Raw genomic sequence first — 20,935 nt, 5'->3', positions numbered from 1 at the left:
TGCTGTCCCCCACTCGCGCGGGACACCCGCCCCGCTGCGGCAACGCACACAGCGCGCACCGCCGACCGGCCTCCGGAAAGCTTGACGGTGGAACTGTGCGCCCCTAGCATCACCAGCGTTGAGACGAAAGCCGCAGCGCGGCCTGGTTTTTCCTCATCACCCTTCTTTTCCCGCTTCACTCTTCTGCGCTTTCGCGCAGTGTGCGCGTGGATTCCCCTAGAACAGCGAGGTCAGAGGTTGAAAGCAATTGTCTTCGACGGCACCGATGTCAAACTGGTCGACGGCGTCACCGTCCGCGACCCCGGTCCCGGTGAAGTCCAGGTCCGCATCGTCGCGAGCGGCCTGTGCCAGAGCGACCTGAGTGTGATCAACGGAAAGATCCCGTTCCCCGTCCCGGTGATCCTCGGACACGAAGGTGCGGGCGTCGTCGAGGCCGTCGGGCCGGGCGTCACCGTGCCCGCAGTCGGCGACCACGTGGTGCTGTCGACCCTGGCAACGTGCGGCCAGTGCGCCTCGTGCACTTCCGGACATCCCACGATGTGCCGCGAGTCGTTCGGGAAGACGGCAACACCGTTCGAACTCGACGGCACCCCGATCCACAGCTTCGCGACGCTCTCGACCTTCAGCGAACGAATCGTCGTCCAGGCCGGGCAGGCGGTATCGATCCCGAAGGACATCCCGCTGTCGACCGCGTGCCTGGTCGGCTGTGGAGTATTGACCGGCGCCGGAGCAGTACTGAACCGAGCCCGGGTCGACCCCGGAGACTCGGTAGTCGTCATCGGCGCCGGCGGCATCGGCCTCAACGTCATCCAGGCTGCTCGAGTCGCGGGCGCGGCAACAATCATCGCCATCGACACCAACCCCGACAAGGCGCCGAAGACACGCCTCTTCGGCGCCGGCCATTTCATCGACGCCACCGCGGGCGACACCGTCACCGCCGTCCGTGAGCTCACCGACGGCGGGGCCCATCACGTCTTCGACTGCGTCGGCGGCGAGGCGATCACCAGCCAGGCGATGGAGATGCTCGACTGGGGAGGGCAGCTGATCATGCTCGGAGTCGCCGGCCCGGAGGCCAAACTGTCGGTCCCGGCCAGCACCTTCTACATGGACCGTTCGGTGCTGGGCTGCCGCTACGGCTCGTCGCGACCGGGTGCGGACATCCCCAAGTACCTCGACCTGTACCGATCCGGTCGGCTTCTCCTCGACGAACTCGTCACCAAGACCTACGAGCTGGAAGACTTCGAGTCCCTCATGGACGACGCCCGAAACGGAAAGCTCGATCGCGGAGTCCTGCTGATGCCGTCCTGACATCAGCCTTGCCCGTTCGCCTGGTAAACCCGCGGGACAGAGCCCTCTCGGGCCTTCCGCGTGCTTTCGGCTTCTCCGGCCCGGCCGAACCGCCTATCTGTTCGGCCGGGTCGCGTAAATGAGGACTTTGAGCATGTCTGTAACTTCCTGCCGGACATCTTCTCGACTGCGATCCGGATTGTCGGCGAGCTCGGTGAGATACGGCTCGTAGAGATCCCACACCGCGCCGACGAGCGCGATCAGAGACGCCAGCACATTCGAATCGAACTCGGCCCGTACCTGCGGCTCGACCGGGTTCCCCCACAGTGCGTCGATCTGCGAACGATAGCCACGTGAACGGACTCCGCCGAGCAGACGATCCGGTCGAGTTCCCTCGAAGATCGACCACGTCAGCATCCGACCGAACTGACCCGCGTCGATATCGGCGCCGAACGAGTTCTCGATCGCAGCGTAGGCGTCGTCCTCCCCGGACAGGCGCTCGCCGCCATAGCTGACCAGCAGCTCCATCACCGCAACCAGCAGGTTCTCCTTGGTGCGGTAGAAGCGGTGGATCAATCCGTACGACACATCCGCCTCGGCGGCGATCTCCCGCAACGTCACCTTCGCCGGGCCCTTGCGCGAGAAGAGATCCGCGGCGGCGCGCAGGATGGCCTCCTGCGCTCCGGACGCCCCAGGGCGGGTCGGCTTCCACTCGGCGATCTTCTCCGCCGCGACTTCCGGGTCCGCCTCGACCTGTAGCGCAGGATGTTTCTCGATCGAGCCGGTCGTGCAGGCGCCGGCCAGCCTCAGCGCGTCGTCCTTGGTCTCCGGGGCCAGCAACAGCTCGGCCGGCGACCGATCCGATCCGTCGACCTTCGTGATCGCCCACAAGGCGACGGCGGCCGGTTCGATCTCCTCGTCGAGGAGCGCGAGGAACTCGGGGACCTCGGGATGGACCGTGTGATTCTCGGTGTCGAACTGCCACACCGGAAAGAGCGTCACCCCGTCGCCCGCATATCCGAGCATCTTCCGGCTGCGGACACGCCTGTTGATCGCCTGACGGCTGATACCCAGAAAACTCGCCACCTGCGGCGTGGTCCAGACGTCGTCGGCCAAGGCGGCGGCCTCACTGAGGTGCTCCATATGGGGCAGACCCTATCATGATCGGCGACAGCAGGATTCGCGTCACGAATCCGATTGCCGGCACCGGCGGTGGCCGATCGGCGTTCCGCGTGCGGCCACGCATCTTTGCGAATCCCCCACGCCTTCTCGTCCCGCGAGCAGAACCCCACTCCGTCATGTATTGACGCAATCGTAGCCAATGGCTACTGTGACGACGGTCACCGGCCACGGCTCGGGAGACTCACAGCCGGCTGTCGAATTCCGACGACATCCCGTGCCGGTCCGCCACCCCGCGACCCGTCTCGACCTTCGTCATGGATCGTTTCGTACGGGACTCCGAGTGCTGCCGCTGTTGCCCCCAGTTCAGGAGGTTGAAGTGCCACCCACAACGTTGCGCGGAAGCGCCATGGACAGCGAGTACAGAATCCGAGCGATGGAGGATCGATCGGCGATCCTGGAGCTGGAGGGCCACTACGCGCGTTCCTTCGACGATCGTGACGGAGCGACGTGGTCGTCCCTGTTCACGCCGGACCGGATCCACCGGTCACGCGATGTGGGTCAGGAACTGTCGACGGGCACGTCCGTTCAGGGCAGGAAATCCCTCCACGCATTCTGCGAGGACGCTCCCTTCACCGGCATCCATCCGATGCATCTCCCGCAGACCACCCTCGTCGGGAATCGGACCCCGAGCCGAGTTCACATGGAATGGTTCGGTTCGTTCGTCACTCCAGGATCACCGTCGCAGCGGCTCGTCGGCTACTACGACATCGAATACGCGCGGGCCGGATCGACTGCCACGTGGCAGATCTCCGACCGCGTCACCACCACATCCATGTCGGAACCCCGGACCCTGCTCGGCTACGTGCCCGGTAGCGGACCGGGCCGGGCCGGCACACGTCGAATGTGAATCGGAAAGACACCTGCCTCCGCCCGCCGCGGAGGTTCGACATCTGCGCGGTCCACTCACGAGACCTGCCTGCAACGAGTCGGAACCGAACTTTCCCCGGTGAGCATGCCGGAGGACAAAATCGAACAGGATCGATATGAACTCGACCGAGATCGCGTCTTCGCGAAACCTGGCCCGCAGGGCCTCTCTCGCAGGCTTCTTCGGAACTGCCGTCGAAGCCTATGACTTCATGGTCTTCACCTTCCTCATCGCCTACCTGTCGCCTCTGTTCTTTCCCAGCGACAACCCTGCGGCCGGAATCCTGAGCTCGCTCGCGGTCCTCGGCACCGGATTCCTCGCACGCCCCATCGGCGGCCTGGTCTTCGGCCGCATCGGTGATCGATACGGTCGGCGCTTCGCGCTGATCGTCACGATCTCCGGTATGGGCGGGGCCACTGTTCTCCTGGGCCTGTTGCCGACGCACGCCACCGTCGGAATCATGGCCCCGGTCCTGCTCGTACTCACTCGTATGCTGCAAGGATTCTTCGCCGGCGGCGAGCAGATGGGTTCGGCCACCTTCGTCACCGAGCACGCTTCCGCCAAGAACTACGGCATCCTGAGCGCGATGACACCGGTGGGATTCGCCTTCGGTGCCGCCCTCGCTCCCCTGGTCGTCGCCCTCACCACCTCCCTGACGTCTGAAGAGACGATGGCCGACTGGGGTTGGCGGATTCCGCTCCTCATATCGCTACCGTTGATGCTGTACGTGCTGTATCTGCGCAAGCGACTGGAGGAATCGCCCGATTTCCAGGAACTTGCCGGCGCACACAAGATCCAGTCCTCCCCCGTGCGTTCGGTCGTCACCCGGTACCCCCTGACCCTGCTCCGAGTGATCGCACTCAGCACCTCGGTACTCGCGATCGGATATGTGGTTCCGGCCTACATGCCGTTGTTCCTGCAGCAGCAGGTCGATATGGCCCCGGGTACCACCGCCTGGATCGCCACCGCCGGATCCACCTGCGCCATCTTCATCGGCTTCGGGGCCGGCTTCCTGATCGACAGGAGTGGCCGGCGGAACACCATGATCATCGGGCTGGGCACGATCCTGGTGACGATGTTCCCGATCATGTACTTCATAAAGGCCACCGGCGGAAATCTGATCGTCACCGCCGGCGGTCATATGCTTCTCGTCGGCCTGGCCGGAGCATCCGCCGTGCCGGTCTACGCGACACTCACCTCCGCATTTCCTGCTGCAGTTCGTTACACCGGCGCTGCCATCGGATTCGGTCTCGGTTCGGCGATCGGCGGGGGCCTCGGCCCTTATCTCGCAGGGAAATTCACTGCAATCACGGGGAATCCCTACGCTGCGTCCGGTGTCGTCGGTGCTGCAGCCCTCCTGGGCATCGTGGTGATCGCCACCATGCCGAACAGCAACAGCAGTGCTGCACCCGAAGCCGCGCTCGTCACGGGCGACACCGAGTCCATCGACATGGATCCGGCCGAAGAGCCCTCACCGACCCCGAAGATGGTTTGACACGCACCGGTCGTGGCCCTGGTGCGTCGGCACGCATCGGGTCCACGCCTACGGTTCCACGGCCTGAAGGCCGCCTACCTCCTGATCGGAGTACTCATGCCCCTGAACCCTGTGCCGTCGCACGACACCGCAGAAAATGATCGGATCATCAACTACCGCAGTCGATTCGAACTCCCACACCGCCGGTACCTCGTACTCGGTGGCGGCCAGGGGACGGGACGGCAGATCTCTCATGCCCTCGCTCAGCTCGGAGCCGAGGTGGTCGTCGTCGACGTGAATCGGGACCGCGCCGACGCGGTGTGCGTAGAGATCGGCTCACCGGCCACACCGGAGCAAGCAGATGCCACCGACAACTCCGACATGGCCGCATTGTCCGAGCGGGCAGGTGAGCTCGACGGCGTCGTCGACGTCATCGGCATGGCACGCTACGGTCCCCTGCTCGACATCAGCGACGACGACTGGCGTTGGGAGGAGTCCATCGTCCTGCGTCATGCGGTGCTCACACTCAGGCATTTCGGTCCTCGGCTGCGCGATCGCGGTGAAGGATCCATCACGTTCGTCTCGTCGGTCTCCGGTATCGGCAGCTCTCCAGTACACGCCGCCTACGGCGTCTACAAGGCAGCGCTCGGTTCACTGGTCAGATCCGCAGCAATCGAACTGGGGCCGTATGGTGTTCGCGTGAATGCGGTCGCTCCCGGTTTCGTCGTCACACCGCGGATCTCGGCGATCCTCGACGCCGAGGCGATCGAGAACACCCGCATCCAGATTCCGCTGCAGCGGTTGACGCTTCCGGCCGACGTCGCGAGCGCCCTGGCCTTCCTGGTAAGCGACCTCGCTCGAACGATCACCGGGCAGGTGATGATCGTCGACGGCGGAATCACCAACAAGTACCCATACGACATGTCGAGTTTCTGAGTCGAGGCGAGCCCGAACGGACAACTTCGCAATTACCGGTCGACGACCGCGTGGCCGGTGGATACATTTCCCCGAGTCGTAGTGACCGCAGTCACGGCACACAGTCTCGGTCGCGGTCGACCGGAGCGCTCGTTCCCAGTGGACAAGGAGAGGAATCGATCACCTGTCCCGAGCGACGCCAGCAGGTCCTCGACACCCCTGGCGCGGTGCTGATGAGCACGGGTGCGAACATCCCCGGCGAGCCGCGGGCACTACTGATGTCGTCGGTGGTTTTCCAACGCTGTTCCGACCGGCGCACCCGCACCGCGGACGAGGGGCACACGGGATTCGGGAAGAAACAGCGCGTACGCCTGGCCTGAGTCCGAGACATCGGACGTCACAGTCGAATTCACGAACACAACGTAGTCGACCGAGAGTGAGCATCTTGCAGACCGCCGGTGTCGGATACGAACTGACCGTCGTCGGCGTCGTCGACGAGACTTCGGATTCGAAGTCGATCGTCCGACGATCCACTACTGGTTCGACGACGTGCACGGCATCCCATCTCGGGAGAGGTTCGCAACTCTGACGGCGGACCACAACTCGTTCGAGGTTTTCTCCTGTGCCCCAGGACCGTTCATGGACAGTACGGCCGATGGCGTACGAGCGGCCGGTGTTCCGGTGGAGCACTTCCATCAGGAAGCGTTCATCTCGATCACGGGTGACCTCTTCGAAGCTCCTCGGCCGATCGTCGACGACGATCCCGATCCGGCGGTCGAGACGGTCGTGCACCCGGACGGCGAGTCGCATCGGTTCGAGTGGCCGAGCGACAACACTCTCGTCGAAGTGTTGCTGGATCGTGGTGTCGACGTGCCATTCTCCTGCCGGTCGGGTGAGTACGGATCCTGCGCGTGCACAGTGGTTTCGGGCAAGGTGCTGATGGAGAAGTCGGGCATCCTCGGTCCGTCCGATATCGCCGGAGGTCACGCCCTCGGATGCCAGGCGCGACCCGATTCGGGCCCCATCGAGATCGAGCTCCGACGCCGTTCACTCGACGGACCCGCATGCATTGACGCCGCCAAAGCCAACGGCTACAGTGACCCCCATCACGGCAAACAGTGGTTGAAACTGTTCAGCTCCAAAATATTTCGCGAATCATTCGTCGCACTTCGATGCCTGGGCACTGCGGCCCTGTCGAGCCCTGTGCAGCGGCCGTGCACATGAGTCGCAGACCTCCTCCAGAAAAGAGACAACGTTGACTCGGTTGTTCGACACCCACGGGATCGGTGAACTCGTCCTCGACAATCGTCTCGTGATGGCACCCATGACACGAGCACGGTGCATCGAGACCATCCCGACCGCGGAAACGGCGGAGTACTACCGCCAGCGGGCGACCGCCGGATTGATCGTCACCGAAGGCACACCGATTTCCCCGGAAGCGCAGGGCTATGTGTACGTCCCGGGCATCTGGTCGCCGGCGCAGGTCGCCGGATGGCGCACGGTCACGGACGCCGTCCACAGCGAGGGAGGCCGGATCTTCGCCCAACTCTGGCACGTCGGCCGCCTATCGCACGCCTCCCTCCAACCGGAAAGCCGACAGCCGGTCAGCGCCGGCACCGTGGCGGCCTCGGAGAGCAAGGTCTTCGCGTTCGACGACGACGGGAACGTCGACTTCGTCGGCGTCAGTGATCCCCGACCGTTGAGTACCGAGGAAGTCGTCCGTGTCATCTCCGACTTCGCAAGCGCTGCAACCAATGCCGAGGATGCCGGCTTCGACGGCGTCGAGTTGCACGGAGCCAACGGTTACTTGTTCGAACAGTTCCTCAACCCCGCGACCAACACCCGATCCGACCGGTACGGCGGCTCCTTCACCGACCGCGCCCGATTCCTGCTCGAGACGGTCGACGCCGTGATCGACGCACTCGACTCCGCCCACGTCGGTATCCGGCTCTCGCCGTTCAGCGAACTGTTCGACATGCCTGCCTATCCCGAGGCAGCAGAGACCTATCTGTACCTGGCCTCGGAGTTGTCGCGCCGCGATCTCGCCTACGTCCACCTCATCGACCAGCGCCCTGCCGGCGGCCGGAGTCTCGACACCGACTTCCTCTCGTCCTTCCGCTCCCGGTTCCGAGGAACGACCATCCTCGCCGGTGGAATGACCCCGGAGTACGCCGAGGAACTGATCGAGCGGGATCTGATCGACCTTGCCGCCTTCGGACAACCGTTCATCGCGAATCCCGACCTCGTCGCACGTCTGCAGAACGGGTGGCCGCTGACGACACCGGACCCGACCACCTACTACGGCGGGGGCGCCGAGGGCTACCTCGACTATCCGAGATTCACCCCGGCGACCGTGTAACCCGATGGACCGACCCCGGGGCCAGGGCCGCCGAAGTGCGCTTCGACGTCACGATCGACGGCGGTGCCGTCCTGACCGGTGGACACGAGGCCGCCGCCTGATTCCGACCACGACCACCCCCGTTCCGAACGGAGCACCATGCCCAGCACACGCCGCTTCGAAGGAAAAATCGCGTTCATCACCGGAGCCGCCCGCGGACAGGGCCGCGCCGAAGCCGTCCGGCTGGCGAGCGAAGGCGCCGACATCATCGCCGTCGACATCTGCAGGCCCCTCGAATACCCCGCCTATCCTGGGGCCACCCGCGACGACCTGACAGTGACCGTCAAGGAGGTCGAAGCACTCGGCCGGCGCATCGTCGCCCGTGAAGTCGACGTCCGCGATTTCGACGCACTCCGACAGGCACTCTCCGACGGCGTAGCCGAGCTCGGCGGCCTCGACGTCGTCGTAGCCAACGCCGGTGTCTGTACCGCCGCCACCACCTGGGAACACGCCCTCGAACAGTGGCAAGAGACCATCGACATCAACCTGACCGGGGTCTTCCACACCGTCAAGGCGGCCGTGCCGATCCTGCTCGAGCAAGGCCGCGGCGGCGCCATCGTCATGACCAGCTCGGTGGCGGGCCTGCGCGGGTTGCCGTTCGTCGCCGCCTACTCGGCCAGCAAGCACGGAATCGTCGGCCTGTGCAAGACCCTCGCCAACGAACTTGGACAGCACCGCATCCGCGTCAACACCGTTCACCCCGCCGGGGTGACCACCGACATGCAGCCCGCCGAGATGCAGCAACTGATCGCCGATCACGCAGACACCCTCGGTCCGATCTTCATGAACGCCCTGCCGGACGCGGCGACCGACGCAGAGGACATCGCCGGCACCGTCGCCTGGCTGCTGTCCGACGAAGCTCGTCACATCACCGGAGCTCAGATTCCGGTCGACCTGGGAACCCTCATCCGCTGACTACAGGAGGTCCGATGACCGAACTCTCTATCCCCGAATACGATTCCGCCACCACCGTTCGCTCCATCGAGATCGAAATCGACGCACCCGCGAGTGTCGTCTGGGAAGTTCTCACCGACCTCGACGACTACCCGAACTGGAACCCCTTCTGCATCGCGGTGAAGTCGACACTGGAAATCGGTGCACCCGTGGAGATGACACTGGCCGACTACTCGGGAGCGACGGAGACCTTCCTGTACACCGAGTACGTCTGTGCAGTGGTGCCGGAACGTCTGCTGTCGTGGGAGCTCCTACCCACCGATTTCTCGGTGGAGGCCGCCCGACGCGATCAGGTCATCGAACCGATCGACGAGACCCGGTGCCGCTACTACTCCACCGACGCCTTCCTCGGCGAGGAAGCACACCAGATCATGGCCGACAGCGGCGCGTGGGTGAAGCGTGCCTTCGACGACACCGCTGTCGCACTGAAGGCACGCAGCGAGACCCTCTACGCCCAGCGCGGCCTCCGAACACGCTCCGCCTAACGCACGCGTGACGAATGCCTCGACATCAGCCAGGAGGCCGATGTCGAGGCATTCGTCACCGATACCGGCGCCCGGTACGGACGACTCGACGTGATGTGCAACAACTGCTTGCAATGTCCAAGGCCTGCGTCCTCGAATTCTCCCCCAAAAGTGTTCGAGTGAACCCAATTTCACTCGGGACAGGAATCCTGCATCCGGTGTGGCGTTCGATCCGTACCGGTACACGATGCGATGGATTACCGGGCCTGCCATGACCACCGAGAGAATGTTGTCAGTCCTCTCGTCTTGTTTTTGCCGCAACTGCGCCACACCACGCAAGAGCGTTGTCCCGAGGACGCGGTTCGGAGCTTGGTGCAGAGCTCTGCACGTTGGACGCGCCACTTTCCGACGGAAAGGTTCCTGCCTCTCCAACAGATCGACCGACACCCAGCCGAAAAGACCCTGGACGAACGTGTGGCCGACGAACTCCTCGGCAATCGATCTGCAACGAACGGGACGACCACGGGGCTGTCGGAGCTTCCATCGAGGACGCCCGCTCGCTGACGAGTGTGCCCACCACGTGCCCACGGAGACGCCGGGAGCGCATGAAAAAGGCCCTTCACCTGCCGAAACAAGTGAAGGGCCTTTGGCGGAAGCGGAGGGATTTGAACCCCCGGACGCTTTCACGTCGCTCGCTTTCAAGGCGAGTGCATTCGGCCGCTCTGCCACGCTTCCGTGGCGAATCCTAGCCGCTCGAACGGTGTGGGAGGAAACCGATCAGCCACCGGCGCGTTGTCCGATGGCGGTGTCGACTTTGGTGAAGACGTCGGCGACGGTTTTCAGTTCGGCGGCGGTGAGGAGGTCGACGAGGTAGCGGCGGACGCCTGCGAGGTGGGTGGGGGCGGCTTCGGCGAGTCGCTTGCGGCCTTCGTCGGTGACGACGGCGAGGACGCCGCGGCCGTCTTCGACGCATTGGCTGCGTTCGACCATGCCCTCGGTTTCCATGCGCCGGATCTGGTGGGTGAGGCGACTGCGGGAGGAGAGCACTCCGTCGGCGAGTTCACTCATCCGCAGCGAACCGTCGGGCGATTCGGACAGCATGACGAGGATCCGGTATTCGGCGAGCGACAGGGCGTGTTCGGATTCCAGTTCGCGGTTGAGCACGTCCATGAGTCGCTGGCTGCCGTCGATGAAACTGCGCCACGCGCGCATTTCGTCGGCACCGAGCCACGCCACCCCGGCACTCGTGGTTACTCGAGCATCGTTCACGGAAGTATCCTAGTTCCTGTCAACGCCGGATCGTCCGCAGGATGCCCGCATCGATATCTTCGAGGGTGGGCAAACCGGCCAGCCCCATTGTTACGTCCATGTCCGCCAACAGGATTCGCAGCGCGTGCCGGACACCGTCCGCGCCGGCGAGACCCAGCCCGTACACCCATGGCCGCCCGTACAGGACGGCGTCGGCACCGAGCGCAAGAGCAATCAACACGTCTGCACCGCAACGGATTCCGGAGTCGAGTAGGATGGTGGACCGGTCCCCTACCGCGGCGGCGACCGGCCCGAGCGCGTCGAGGGCGGCGATCGCCCCGTCCACCTGGCGTCCGCCGTGGTTGCTGACGACGACCCCGTCGGCGCCCGCGTCGACGACGGCCCGCGCGTCGTCCTCGTGGAGGATCCCCTTCACCAGCACCGGCAGGCCGGTCCACTGCCGGATCTTCGCGATGTCCGACGCCCGCAGCGTGTGGTTGCCGAACAGTGACACCCACGTGAGTACCGCCATCTGCATGGCCTCGGGGCTCTCCTCGGGCGGGGTCGCCAGCTTCGCCCGGAACACCGGATCGGACAGGTAGTTCGCGATTCCCTGCGCCCGCAGGAACGGCAGATGACCCATTTCGAGATCGCGTGGCCGCCAACCCATTCCGGGGGTGTCGGCGGTGACGACGATCGCTTTCGCACCGGCCTTCGCGGCGCGCTGCACCAGGGACCGCGCCAGTTCGTCGTCGGCCGGCCAGTACAGCTGGTACCACCAGTTCTCGCCGGAGACGGCGCCGACGTCCTCGACGGTCGACGACGACGCCGTCGAGAGCACCGATCCGACACCGAGTTCCGCGGCGACCTCGCCGACGATCGTCTCGCCGTGTTCCCGGATCATGCCGAGTACCCCGACGGGGGCGGTGAGGACCGGCGCGGACAGCCGGGTGCCGAGGAGGTCGATGCTCAGGTCGCGGCCGTCCGGGGCGCTGGTCCCGCGCAGCATCCGCGGTACCAGCGCGTGGCGGGTGAACGCGTCGAGGTTCGCGGCCGCGGTCCGTTCGGTGGACGCGCTGCCCGCGATGTAGGCGAACGCTTCCGCGCTCAGTTCGTCGCGGGCCCGCGCTTCGAGACCGGCCGCCGTCATCGGCAGTTCGGGGCACGCACCCGACAGTCCGGTCAGATAGATCTCGTTCTGCATGTTGCCGAAGAAGGTCACGCGGTGACGCTAGCGCGATCGGACTACCGTCGGAGGCCATGTACGCGATTACCGTCTCCGAACCCGGCGGCCCCGACGTGATGTCCTGGACCGAGGTTCCCGATCCGACTCCCGGTCCTGGTGAAGTTCTGCTCGATGTGGCTGCGACCGCCGTCAACCGCGCCGACCTGCTGCAGCGCCGCGGCCTGTACCCGCCGCCGCCGGGAGCGAGCGACATCCTCGGTCTCGAATGCTCCGGTGTGATCAATGCACTCGGTGCCGGGGTGGACGGCTGGCAGGTCGGTGACCGGGTCGTGGCCCTGCTCGCCGGTGGCGGTTACGCCGAGAAGGTGGCCGTGCCGGCCGGGCAGTTGCTGCCGGTCCCGGACGGTCTGGATCTGCGGGACGCGGCCGCATTGCCGGAGGTGGCGTGCACCGTGTGGTCGAACCTGGTGATGGAGTGCGGCCTGCACGCCGGCCAGGTGCTGCTCGTCCACGGCGGCGGTGGCGGTATCGGCACGCATGCCGTCCAGGTCGGCAGGGCGCTCGGCGCGCGGGTCGCGGTCACCGCCGGCACCGCCGACAAGCTGGCCCTGTGCGCCGAACTGGGCGCCGACATCCTGATCAACTACCGCGACGACGACTTCGTCACCGAGGTGCGGAAAGCGACCGACGGCCGCGGCGCCGACATCGTCCTCGACAACATGGGGGCGTCGTATCTGGACCGCAACCTCGACGTCCTCGCCCCCGACGGCCAGCTGGCGATCATCGGTATGCAGGGCGGTGTCAAGGGCGAACTGAACATCGGCAAGATGCTCGGTAAGCGGGCCCGGGTCCTGGCCACCGGCCTGCGGGGACGACCGGACGAGGGTCCGTCCGGTAAGCCGGCCGTCGTCGCCGCGGTGCGGGAGAAGGTGTGGCCGCTGATCGAGGCGGGGCAGGTGAAGCCTCTCGTGCACGCGGCACTGCCGATCGCCGAGGCGCCGACGGCGCACCGGATGCTCGACGAACCCGATGTCGTCGGCAAGGTCGTCCTCACCGTGCGCGAGGACTGAGGCCTCAGCCGAGCGCCGACAGGTGTCGGACGAGCTGGTTGATCTCGTAACGGGTGGTGTACGGCGCGAGACCGATCGTGATCGCGCCGCCCTCGTCGGTGACCCCGAGCGCGTCGAGCAGGCGGCCGCCGTGGTCGGGGCCGCTGACGGTGGCGATCCGGTTGTCCGCGAGATGTGCGGCCACCTTGTCGGCGGGCACCCCGGCGACGGTGAAGCTGACCGTGGGCACCCGGATCGGCGAACGGCCGATGAGCGTCACCTGTGGCAGCGCGTCGAGCGACCGCATCAGGTATTCGAACAGCTGGTCGTAGTAGGCCTGCAGCGAACTGATCGACGTCTCGAGGCGCTGCCGCCGGGTTCCGGTCGCGGTGTCCTCGAGCCCGGCCAGGAAGTCGATCGACGTGGTCAGGCCGGCGAGCAGCGCGAACTGGTGGCCGCCCACCTCGAGTCGTTCGGGGCCGCGGGCGTTCCGGTTGAGTGCCATCGACGGAATCCGGTCCAGCAGGGACGGATCCCGGAACACGAGCGCACCGACCTGCGGGCCACCCCACGACGGGGCGCTGACCGCGACGACGTCCGCACCGAGTTCGTGGATGTCGAGGTGCTCGTACGGGGCGGCGCCGACGGCGTCGACGACGATGAGGCCGCCGACCTCGTGGATGCGGTCCGCGGCGGCACGCACGGCGGGTGCCGAACCTGCGACCGGGGAGGCCGCGGTGAGCGCGACCAGGCGGGTCGTCGGCTTCACCAGGTCGGCGAACTGCCAGCTCGGCAGCTCACACGTCTCGATCTCCACCTCGGCCCAGCGGACCTGCGCCCCGTACCGGCGGGCCACCCGCAGCCACGGCGCGACGTTCGCTTCCTCGTCGAGCCGGGACAGCACCAGTCCGGTGCCGAGCCCGAGCCGGGAGCTGAGGGACTCGGCGAGCGACGACAGCAGCACCGCCCGGTCCGGTCCGAGCACGACACCGGCGGGATCACCGCCGACCAGGTCGGCGACGGCCGCGCGGGCGGCGTCGACGATCGCGGCGCTGCGCTGCGACGACACGTGACTTCCGGTCGACGAGGACGCGGCCCCGCGAAACGCCGTGGAGACGGTGCGCGATACCGCATCGGGGATCTGCATTCCGGCTTGCGGGTCGAGGTGTACCCATCCGTCGCCCAGCGACGGGATCAGTCCCCGTACCCGGGCAACGTCGTAAGCCATGACGGACACTCTAAGTCCCGCTGTCAACATCGTGTGATTCAGATCCGCTTTTCGGACGGTGCGGTAAAACACGTTGCAATTCGGTCGACCGACGGGGCCACGGCAAATCCCGGCCGGAACGTACAAGATGGAGTGCATGACGCAACCTGACGACGAACGCGTGCTCGTGATCGGCCCCGACGGCCGTCCAGTCCCCGTCACCCGCACGAACGGTGCCGACGACGATGCGTCGGCCGCCGACACCGGTGCCGACGACGCCGACGATCAGAACTCGCTCACCGACATGGTGGAGCAGCCGGCGAAGGTCATGCGGATCGGCACGATGATCAAGCAGCTGCTCGAGGAGGTACGGGCGGCCCCGCTCGACGATGCCAGCCGCAACCGGCTCAAGGAGATCCACACGTCGTCGGTGCGGGAGCTCGAGCAGGGGCTGGCGCCGGAGCTGCGGGAGGAGCTCGAACGGCTGACCCTGCCGTTCACCGACGACTCCGTTCCCACCGACGCGGAGCTGCGGATCGCGCAGGCGCAGCTCGTCGGTTGGCTGGAGGGACTGTTCCACGGCATCCAGACGGCACTGTTCGCGCAGCAGATGGCGGCCCGGGCGCAGCTCGAACAGATGCGGCAGGGCGCCCTGCCGCCCGGGATGAGCATCGGGCCTCAGCACGGCGGGTCCGGGCGCGACGACAACGCGGCCGGTCCGGGGACGGGTCAGTACCTGTAGATCCGCTGTGAGTTCCGGGCCACGGTCCCGTGGGCGATTTCCGCGGGACCGGTAGGCTCGGAACTCGTGTCAGCAGCAGCCTTGGATCACGAGTCGGTGCCCGCCTCCGACAGCGACGTCGTCGCGTCCGATTCGCAGACCTTCCGTCGCGCGTTCAAGGATCTGCGTGACGGCTTCGAGCAGCGCGAACTGTGGCTCAACCTCGGCTGGCAGGACATCAAGCAGCGGTACCGCCGGTCGGTGATCGGGCCGTTCTGGATCACGATCGCCACCGGCGTGCAGGCCACCGCGATGGGCATCCTGTACTCGGCGCTGCTCGGGATGCCGCTGCAGACGTTCCTGCCGTACGTCACGGTCGGCTTGATCGTGTGGAACCTCATCAGCGCCTCGATCCTCGAGGGCTCCGAGGTGTTCATCGCCAACGAGGGCCTGATCAAGCAGTTGCCGTCGGCGCTGAGCGTCCACATCTACCGGCTCGTGTGGCGTCAGCTGTTGTTCTTCGCGCACAACCTGCTGATCTACGTGATCATGCTGTTCGCGTTCGGGGTGTGGAAGAACATGTCGTGGACGGCGCTGGCCGCGATCCCGGCGCTGGCCCTGATCGTGCTCAACGCGCTGTGGGTGTCGATCGTGTTCGGCATCTTCGCGACCCGCTACCGGGACATCGCCCCGATCCTGAGCAGTCTGACGCTGCTGCTGTTCGTGCTCACCCCGATCTTCTGGTCCACCGAGGTACTCAAGGCGCAGGGCGGCGACGTGGCCGAGAGGGCCCGGATCGCCGAGTTGAATCCGCTGTACCACTTCCTCGACATCGTGCGGGCACCGATGATCGGCCAGGACCAGCAGGCCTACCACTGGTACATCGTGCTGGCCTTCACCGTCGTCGGCTGGACCGTGGCGATCTTCGCGCTGCGCAAGTACCGGGCCCGCGTGGCCTACTGGGTGTAGGAGACCGGCTTGACCGACAATGTGAGCATCGAGACGCACGGCGCGTGCGTCGACTTCCCCATCTTCGACGCCAAGTCGCGGTCGCTGAAGAAGGCGTTCCTCGGTAAGGCCGGCGGTTCCATCGGCCGCAACGAGTCCGACGTCGTCGTCGTGGAGGCGCTCAAGGACATCACGATGTCGTTGAAGAACGGCGACCGGGTCGGCCTGGTCGGACACAACGGTGCCGGCAAGTCGACGCTGCTGCGACTGCTGTCGGGCATCTACGAACCGACCCGCGGCAGTGCCCAGATCCGCGGCCGGGTTGCCCCCGTGTTCGACCTCGGAGTCGGCATGGACCCGGAGATCTCCGGCTACGAGAACATCATCATCCGCGGCCTGTTCCTCGGGCAGACCCGCAAGCAGATGCTCGCGAAAATGGACGAGATCGCGGAGTTCACCGAACTCGGCGAATACCTGAACATGCCGCTGCGCACGTACTCGACGGGCATGCGGGTGCGCGTCGCGATGGGCGTCGTCACCTCGATCGATCCCGAGATCCTGCTGCTCGACGAGGGCATCGGCGCGGTCGACGCCGAGTTCATGAAGAAGGCCCGCATCCGGCTGCAGAAACTGGTGGAACGCTCCGGCATCCTCGTGTTCGCCAGCCACTCCAACGAGTTCCTCGCGCAGCTGTGCGACAGCGCCATGTGGATCGACCACGGCCAGGTCCGCATGCACGGCGAGATCGAGGATGTCGTCCGCGCCTACGAGGGCGACGACGCCGCCGACCACGTCCGGCAGGTCGTCGCGGACATGAAGAAGGAAGAACAGGGCCGCGCATCGTGAGCGAACGGATCGTCGGGGTCGTCGTCACCCACAAGCGTCGGGAACTGCTCGCCGAGTCGCTGACGGTGCTCGCCGGGCAGTCCCGGCCGCTCGACCATCTGGTCGTCGTCGACAACGCCGACGAGCCCGAGGTGCGCGCGCTCGTCGAAGCCGCGGCCGTCCCCACCACATATCTGGGGTCGAAGCACAATCTCGGCGGTGCGGGCGGGTTCGCGCTCGGCATCCTCTACGCGTTGTCCCTCGGCGCCGACCGGGTGTGGCTCGCCGACGACGACGGCCGCCCCGAGGGCCCCGACGTCCTGGCGACGCTCCTCGACTGCGCGCAGCGGCACGACCTGGCCGAGGTGTCGCCCGTGGTGTGCGACATCGCGCAGCCGGACCGGCTCGCGTTCCCGCTGCGCCGCGGTGTCGAGTGGAAACGGTGGCGTTCCGAACTGGGTGACGACGATCTGCTGCCGGGCATCGCGTCACTGTTCAACGGCTCCCTGTTCACGGCGGCGGCGATCGACACCGTCGGGGTCCCGGACCTGCGGCTGTTCGTCCGCGGCGACGAGGTCGAGGTGCACCGTCGGCTCGTCCGGTCGGGACTGCGGTTCGGCACGTGCCTGCAGACGGCGTATCTGCATCCCGACGGCGCCGACGAGTTCAAACCGATCCTCGGCGGCCGGATGCACACCCAGTACCCGGACAACGAGACCAAACGTTTCTTCACGTACCGCAATCGCGGCTATCTCATGTCCCAGCCCGGTATGCGCCGACTGCTCCCGCAGGAGTACGCCCGGTTCGGCTGGTACTTCCTCGTCGACCGGCGCGACCCGAAGGGTTTCGTCGAATGGATGCGGCTGCGGCGGCTCGGACGCCGGGAACGTTTCGAACGGCCCTGAGTGGTGTGCCCGGTGTGTGGTTCCGGGCACAAAAAGGCCGGTACGACACCGCATCCGGGCCTGAATCGGACAAGCTGACATCTGTCAAGGGCGGCGGTCGGGGGGTCGCATCGACCGAGTCCGAGAAGGAACCACACCGTGACGACCACTCCTCGCAGCCGTACCGGGGTACCGACCTCTCGCGCTGTCACTTCGGCGTTGCCGCGGCCACGCCTGTTCGAGTTGCTCGACCGGGCGGCGGATCTGACGGTGATCCAGGCCCCGTCCGGGTTCGGAAAGACCACACTGGTGGCGTCGTGGCTGCACGCGGGCGGCGCCGACGGCCGTGACGTGTGCTGGATCGACGCCGAGGAGTCCGGGCGGCCGGTGACGGAGATGCTGGATTCGGTCGTCGGTGTCCCTCCCCCGGCGGCGACGCTGCTGGTGGTGGATTCGTTGGAGGCGAGCGACTCCGCGGCGGTGATGTCCCGGGTGGCGCAACTGCTCGACCGGTACCCGTCGACGGCAGCGGTGATGTGTGTGCGGGGTGCGGTGGAGCTGCCGCTGTCGGTGATGACGGGCGGAATCCGGTGTGTGACGGTGCACGCCGCGGATCTGGCGTTCACGGTCGCCGAGACTGCGGCGTTGTGCCGGTCCGTGGAGAACGACCTGACCGATCCGCAGTGCCAGGACCTGTGTACGACGCTCCGCGGGATTCCGGCGCTGGTGTCGGCGGCGGTGTCGCTGCTGGGGACCTTCCCGGGCCCGGCCGTCGACCGCTACGGACATCTGATGCCGGTACCGGCGCGTCTCGTCGACGAGTACGTCGCCGACCGTCTGGCCGGGCTGGACGAGTGGAGCCGCGACCTCGCGCCGATGGCGGCGGCCTCCCGGACCCCGGGGCCGGACGCGGTCGCCGCCCTGGTCGATGGCGGCGCCGGCGCGGCGGAGCGACTGCTCGAGCGGCTGGATGCGGCGGGGCTCGTGGTGGGCACCTACGACGGCAAGTCCCGCTCGTGGTGGTGGCCCGAAGCGATCCGGCAGGCACTGCTCACCGTGTCGCGGCGGGAACAGCCGGGGCAGGTGGACGCGGTGATGTCGCAGCTGGCGCACCGCAGTCTGGAGGCGGGCCGGTTCGCGGACGCCGCCGGGTACGCCACCGATGCGGCGGACTGGCCTATGGCGGCCCGGATCGTCGAGGACCACTGGAGCGACATGGTGGCCGGCCACTTCGAGCTGCTGGTCCACATTCTGCGAACGCTGCCCGACGAGACAGCCGACGAAAACTCGTCGGTGGCCGCGGGCAAGGCACTGTTCGTGCAGTCGCTGGCCGGGCACCCACTGCTGAACGTGCCGATCCCGGCCACCCCGAAGGAGGCGGTGGCGGCCGGTGCACGGCCGGACGCCGCCGACCTGCTGCACATCGGGACCGTGCAGTCGGTGGGGCTGCGGATGACCGGCCGCCTCCGTGAGGGGGCGAACCGGGCGACGCAGTTGGTCCCGCTGGTGGACAGCATGCTGGCCGCACAGCCGGAGAACGTGACGTCACAGTTGCCCACGGTGGAGTTGCAGTGGGCGATCTCGATGCAGTTGGCGGGTGATCTGGAGTCCGCAACCGCACTGTTCACCCGCGCCTGCCGGGGCGGGTGGGCCGCGAACTACGACTTCGTGGTGCTCAACGCGGCCGGCAGCATCGCGTTGAACTGGGCGCTCGTCGGTGACCTGCCGCGGACCGCGGAATGGCTGGCCACCGAATCGCGGGTGGACACGAACGTCGGCTACTGGGACGAGATGATCCGGGTCGGCGGCCGGGTGGCAGCGACGCTGGCGCACCTGGATCGTCTCGAGTTCGAGGCCGCACACACGATCCTCGAGGTGCTGGGAACACCGAAGTCCCGTGAGGAACTGTGGGGGTTCGTGGCCTACGCGGTGGCCCAGTACGGTCTCGCGACCGGTGACGCGTACTCCGGTCTGACCCGGCTGCACCATATTCTCGCCGGGCATCGGGAACTGCACCAGCCGGGCGGGGCGTCGCACGTGCTGCTCACGGCCGCCGAGATCGACCTCCACCTGGCGCTCGGCAACAGCACCGCGGCCCGGGCCCTGACCGCCGACACGGACAGCACACATCCGGTGGTGGCGGTGGCGGTGGCCCGGCTCGAGTTGCTGACCGGCCATCCGGACACGGCGCGGCAGCAGCTGGCGCACGTGTCGTGGACCCGGTCCGGATGGTTGCGCGCGCAGGTCGAGGCACTGGCGATCGAGGCGGCGTCGTATCTCGACGACCGCCCGGATCTGGCGGTGCAGGCGTGGAACCGGGCCTGCGCGGGAGCCGGCCGGCTGGGCAACCGGAGAGCGCTGACCGCACTGCCGGCCCGCTACGTCGCCGCCCTCACCGCACTCGACGGCGCCGCAACTCCCGACAGCACCGTGCCGTCCGTCTTCCCGGACACGGTGTCGGAAGTCAGCCTGTCCCCACGGGAACTCGCGGTTCTCGAACTGTTGGAGGCGGGACACGGTCAGCGGGCGATCGCTACAGAACTGTTCGTCTCCCTCAACACCGTCAAGACGCAGCTGCGCAGCATCTATCGGAAACTCGACGTCCACAGCGGCGCGGACGCGGTCACCCGGGCCCGGCAGCTGCGCCTGCTGGACCGGTGACCGGCATCGGCGCGAGACCGGCAACGGTGCTCATCTCGATCAGGTTGACGACGAACGTCTCGTGGTCCAGGGCCGGGGGCTCACCCGAACCGTAGGCCCGCGCCCACGACGCCATCGCCGAGACGATGAAATTGGTGGTCAACCGGATCCGTTCCTCGCGCAGCTCGTCACTCATCCCCGGCATGGACCGACGCACCAGGTCTTTCGCGACGGCACTCGACGGCGCGTACTGCGCGTCCGGCAGTCCGCCCCTGCGGTCGTAGACCTCGGCCATGATCTGCACGAAGTCGCGGCCGCGTTCGTCGAGCAGTTTCTCCCCGAGCGGGACCGCCAGTGCCGCGATGGCATCCCGCAGCGTCGCCTCGGACGGCTCCCGGTCGACGTCGAGCCGTGCCACGAAGTGATCGATCCCGGCGCTCACGTCGGCCATGTGCCGTACGACGATCGCGTCGAGCAGGCCCTCGCGGGAACCGAAGTAGTAGTGCACTGCCGAGTCGTTGCGCACGTCGGCCATCGCGTTGAGGTCCCGGATCCGGACCCGGTCGATGCCCTCGCGGGCGAAGAGGTGCTCACCCGCCCGCAGCAACCGCTCTCTGACCGGAATTTTTGCCGTCACGCTTGACACGCTAACAAACTCGGTTAATGTGCTCCACATCACTTTAACGAC

19 protein-coding genes and 1 tRNA gene are annotated in these 20,935 nt (G+C 66.7%); 14 read left to right on the top strand and 6 right to left on the bottom strand.

Annotation, left to right across the window (positions count from 1 at the left end; translation table 11 throughout):
- The first annotated feature begins 87 nt into the window (after positions 1 to 87).
- Positions 88 to 1,308 (top strand): Zn-dependent alcohol dehydrogenase, encoded by a 1,221-nt coding sequence (locus Q5696_RS01455; protein WP_305095097.1) that lies wholly within the window; start codon positions 88 to 90, stop codon positions 1,306 to 1,308.
- Between the two features lie 93 nt (positions 1,309 to 1,401).
- Here the strand turns inward: Q5696_RS01455 and Q5696_RS01450 are convergent, their stop codons facing one another.
- Positions 1,402 to 2,430, bottom strand: coding sequence for a TetR/AcrR family transcriptional regulator (locus tag Q5696_RS01450; RefSeq protein WP_305093476.1), 1,029 nt, complete (start codon positions 2,428 to 2,430; stop codon positions 1,402 to 1,404).
- A gap of 412 nt (positions 2,431 to 2,842) precedes the next feature.
- Here Q5696_RS01450 and Q5696_RS01445 point away from each other — a divergent pair, with 412 nt between their 5' ends.
- From Q5696_RS01445 to Q5696_RS01415, 7 genes are all read left to right on the top strand, one after another.
- Positions 2,843 to 3,316, top strand: a complete 474-nt coding sequence (locus tag Q5696_RS01445) for a nuclear transport factor 2 family protein (RefSeq protein ID WP_305093475.1) — start codon at positions 2,843 to 2,845, stop codon at positions 3,314 to 3,316.
- 136 nt (positions 3,317 to 3,452) lie between these two features.
- Positions 3,453 to 4,829 carry an MFS transporter gene (locus tag Q5696_RS01440; protein WP_305093474.1) on the top strand — a complete coding sequence of 459 codons (1,377 nt, stop codon included), beginning with the start codon at positions 3,453 to 3,455 and terminating at the stop codon, positions 4,827 to 4,829.
- Between the two features lie 96 nt (positions 4,830 to 4,925).
- Positions 4,926 to 5,744 carry an SDR family NAD(P)-dependent oxidoreductase gene (locus Q5696_RS01435; RefSeq protein ID WP_305093473.1) on the top strand — a complete coding sequence of 273 codons (819 nt, stop codon included), beginning with the start codon at positions 4,926 to 4,928 and terminating at the stop codon, positions 5,742 to 5,744.
- 618 nt (positions 5,745 to 6,362) lie between these two features.
- Positions 6,363 to 6,947 (top strand): 2Fe-2S iron-sulfur cluster-binding protein, encoded by a 585-nt coding sequence (locus Q5696_RS01430; protein WP_305093472.1) that lies wholly within the window; start codon positions 6,363 to 6,365, stop codon positions 6,945 to 6,947.
- A 31-nt stretch (positions 6,948 to 6,978) separates the two neighbouring features.
- On the top strand, positions 6,979 to 8,082 hold the full coding sequence (locus Q5696_RS01425) for an alkene reductase (protein WP_305093471.1): 1,104 nt from the start codon (positions 6,979 to 6,981) through the stop codon (positions 8,080 to 8,082).
- A gap of 138 nt (positions 8,083 to 8,220) precedes the next feature.
- A complete protein-coding gene (locus Q5696_RS01420) occupies positions 8,221 to 9,036 on the top strand; it encodes a mycofactocin-coupled SDR family oxidoreductase (protein ID WP_305093470.1) in 816 nt (271 codons plus the stop codon).
- 14 nt (positions 9,037 to 9,050) lie between these two features.
- Entirely contained in the window at positions 9,051 to 9,560 is a 510-nt protein-coding gene (locus Q5696_RS01415) for an SRPBCC domain-containing protein (RefSeq protein ID WP_305093469.1), read from the top strand.
- A gap of 626 nt (positions 9,561 to 10,186) precedes the next feature.
- Here the strand turns inward: Q5696_RS01415 and Q5696_RS01410 are convergent.
- The 3 genes from Q5696_RS01410 to Q5696_RS01400 form a co-directional block, all read right to left on the bottom strand.
- Positions 10,187 to 10,274: transfer RNA gene (locus Q5696_RS01410), tRNA-Ser, on the bottom strand.
- A 42-nt stretch (positions 10,275 to 10,316) separates the two neighbouring features.
- Entirely contained in the window at positions 10,317 to 10,751 is a 435-nt protein-coding gene (locus Q5696_RS01405; protein ID WP_305095096.1) for a MarR family winged helix-turn-helix transcriptional regulator, read from the bottom strand.
- Positions 10,752 to 10,827: 76 nt separating this feature from the next.
- On the bottom strand, positions 10,828 to 11,991 hold the full coding sequence (locus tag Q5696_RS01400; protein WP_305095095.1) for an alpha-hydroxy-acid oxidizing protein: 1,164 nt from the start codon (positions 11,989 to 11,991) through the stop codon (positions 10,828 to 10,830).
- Between the two features lie 56 nt (positions 11,992 to 12,047).
- Here Q5696_RS01400 and Q5696_RS01395 point away from each other — a divergent pair, with 56 nt between their 5' ends.
- Entirely contained in the window at positions 12,048 to 13,043 is a 996-nt protein-coding gene (locus Q5696_RS01395; protein WP_305093468.1) for an NAD(P)H-quinone oxidoreductase, read from the top strand.
- 4 nt (positions 13,044 to 13,047) lie between these two features.
- Here Q5696_RS01395 and Q5696_RS01390 read toward each other — a convergent pair whose 3' ends face one another.
- Positions 13,048 to 14,250, bottom strand: coding sequence for a cysteine desulfurase-like protein (locus Q5696_RS01390; RefSeq protein ID WP_305093467.1), 1,203 nt, complete (start codon positions 14,248 to 14,250; stop codon positions 13,048 to 13,050).
- Positions 14,251 to 14,386: 136 nt separating this feature from the next.
- Between Q5696_RS01390 and Q5696_RS01385 the strand changes: the two genes are divergently transcribed.
- The 5 genes from Q5696_RS01385 to Q5696_RS01365 all read left to right on the top strand — a co-directional run bounded on the left by Q5696_RS01385 (position 14,387) and on the right by Q5696_RS01365 (position 20,268).
- Entirely contained in the window at positions 14,387 to 14,971 is a 585-nt protein-coding gene (locus Q5696_RS01385; RefSeq protein ID WP_305093466.1) for a bacterial proteasome activator family protein, read from the top strand.
- Positions 14,972 to 15,037: 66 nt separating this feature from the next.
- On the top strand, positions 15,038 to 15,919 hold the full coding sequence (wzm, locus tag Q5696_RS01380) for a galactan export ABC transporter permease subunit Wzm/RfbD (RefSeq protein ID WP_305093465.1): 882 nt from the start codon (positions 15,038 to 15,040) through the stop codon (positions 15,917 to 15,919).
- Between the two features lie 9 nt (positions 15,920 to 15,928).
- The gene (gene wzt, locus Q5696_RS01375; RefSeq protein ID WP_305093464.1) at positions 15,929 to 16,744 is read left to right on the top strand and encodes a galactan export ABC transporter ATP-binding subunit Wzt/RfbE; all 816 of its coding nucleotides are present in this window, start codon (positions 15,929 to 15,931) and stop codon (positions 16,742 to 16,744) included.
- Complete coding sequence (gene glfT1, locus Q5696_RS01370; protein ID WP_370654896.1) at positions 16,738 to 17,628, top strand: galactofuranosyltransferase GlfT1; 891 nt, start codon at positions 16,738 to 16,740, stop codon at positions 17,626 to 17,628. Before wzt ends, glfT1 begins: the two co-directional genes overlap by 7 nt.
- A 138-nt stretch (positions 17,629 to 17,766) precedes the next feature.
- The gene (locus Q5696_RS01365) at positions 17,767 to 20,268 is read left to right on the top strand and encodes a helix-turn-helix transcriptional regulator (protein ID WP_305093462.1); all 2,502 of its coding nucleotides are present in this window, start codon (positions 17,767 to 17,769) and stop codon (positions 20,266 to 20,268) included.
- Here Q5696_RS01365 and Q5696_RS01360 read toward each other — a convergent pair.
- Positions 20,231 to 20,884: a TetR/AcrR family transcriptional regulator gene (locus Q5696_RS01360; protein WP_305093461.1), complete on the bottom strand. Its 654-nt coding sequence runs from the start codon at positions 20,882 to 20,884 to the stop codon at positions 20,231 to 20,233. The two genes, Q5696_RS01365 and Q5696_RS01360, sit on opposite strands and share 38 nt — an antisense overlap.
- Positions 20,885 to 20,935: the final 51 nt, after the last annotated feature.

This window comes from Prescottella sp. R16 (genome assembly GCF_030656875.1).
Classification (GTDB): domain Bacteria; phylum Actinomycetota; class Actinomycetes; order Mycobacteriales; family Mycobacteriaceae; genus Prescottella.
The sequence above is the reverse complement of the archived record's forward strand: the minus strand, read 5'-3'. Positions and strand labels throughout refer to the sequence as shown.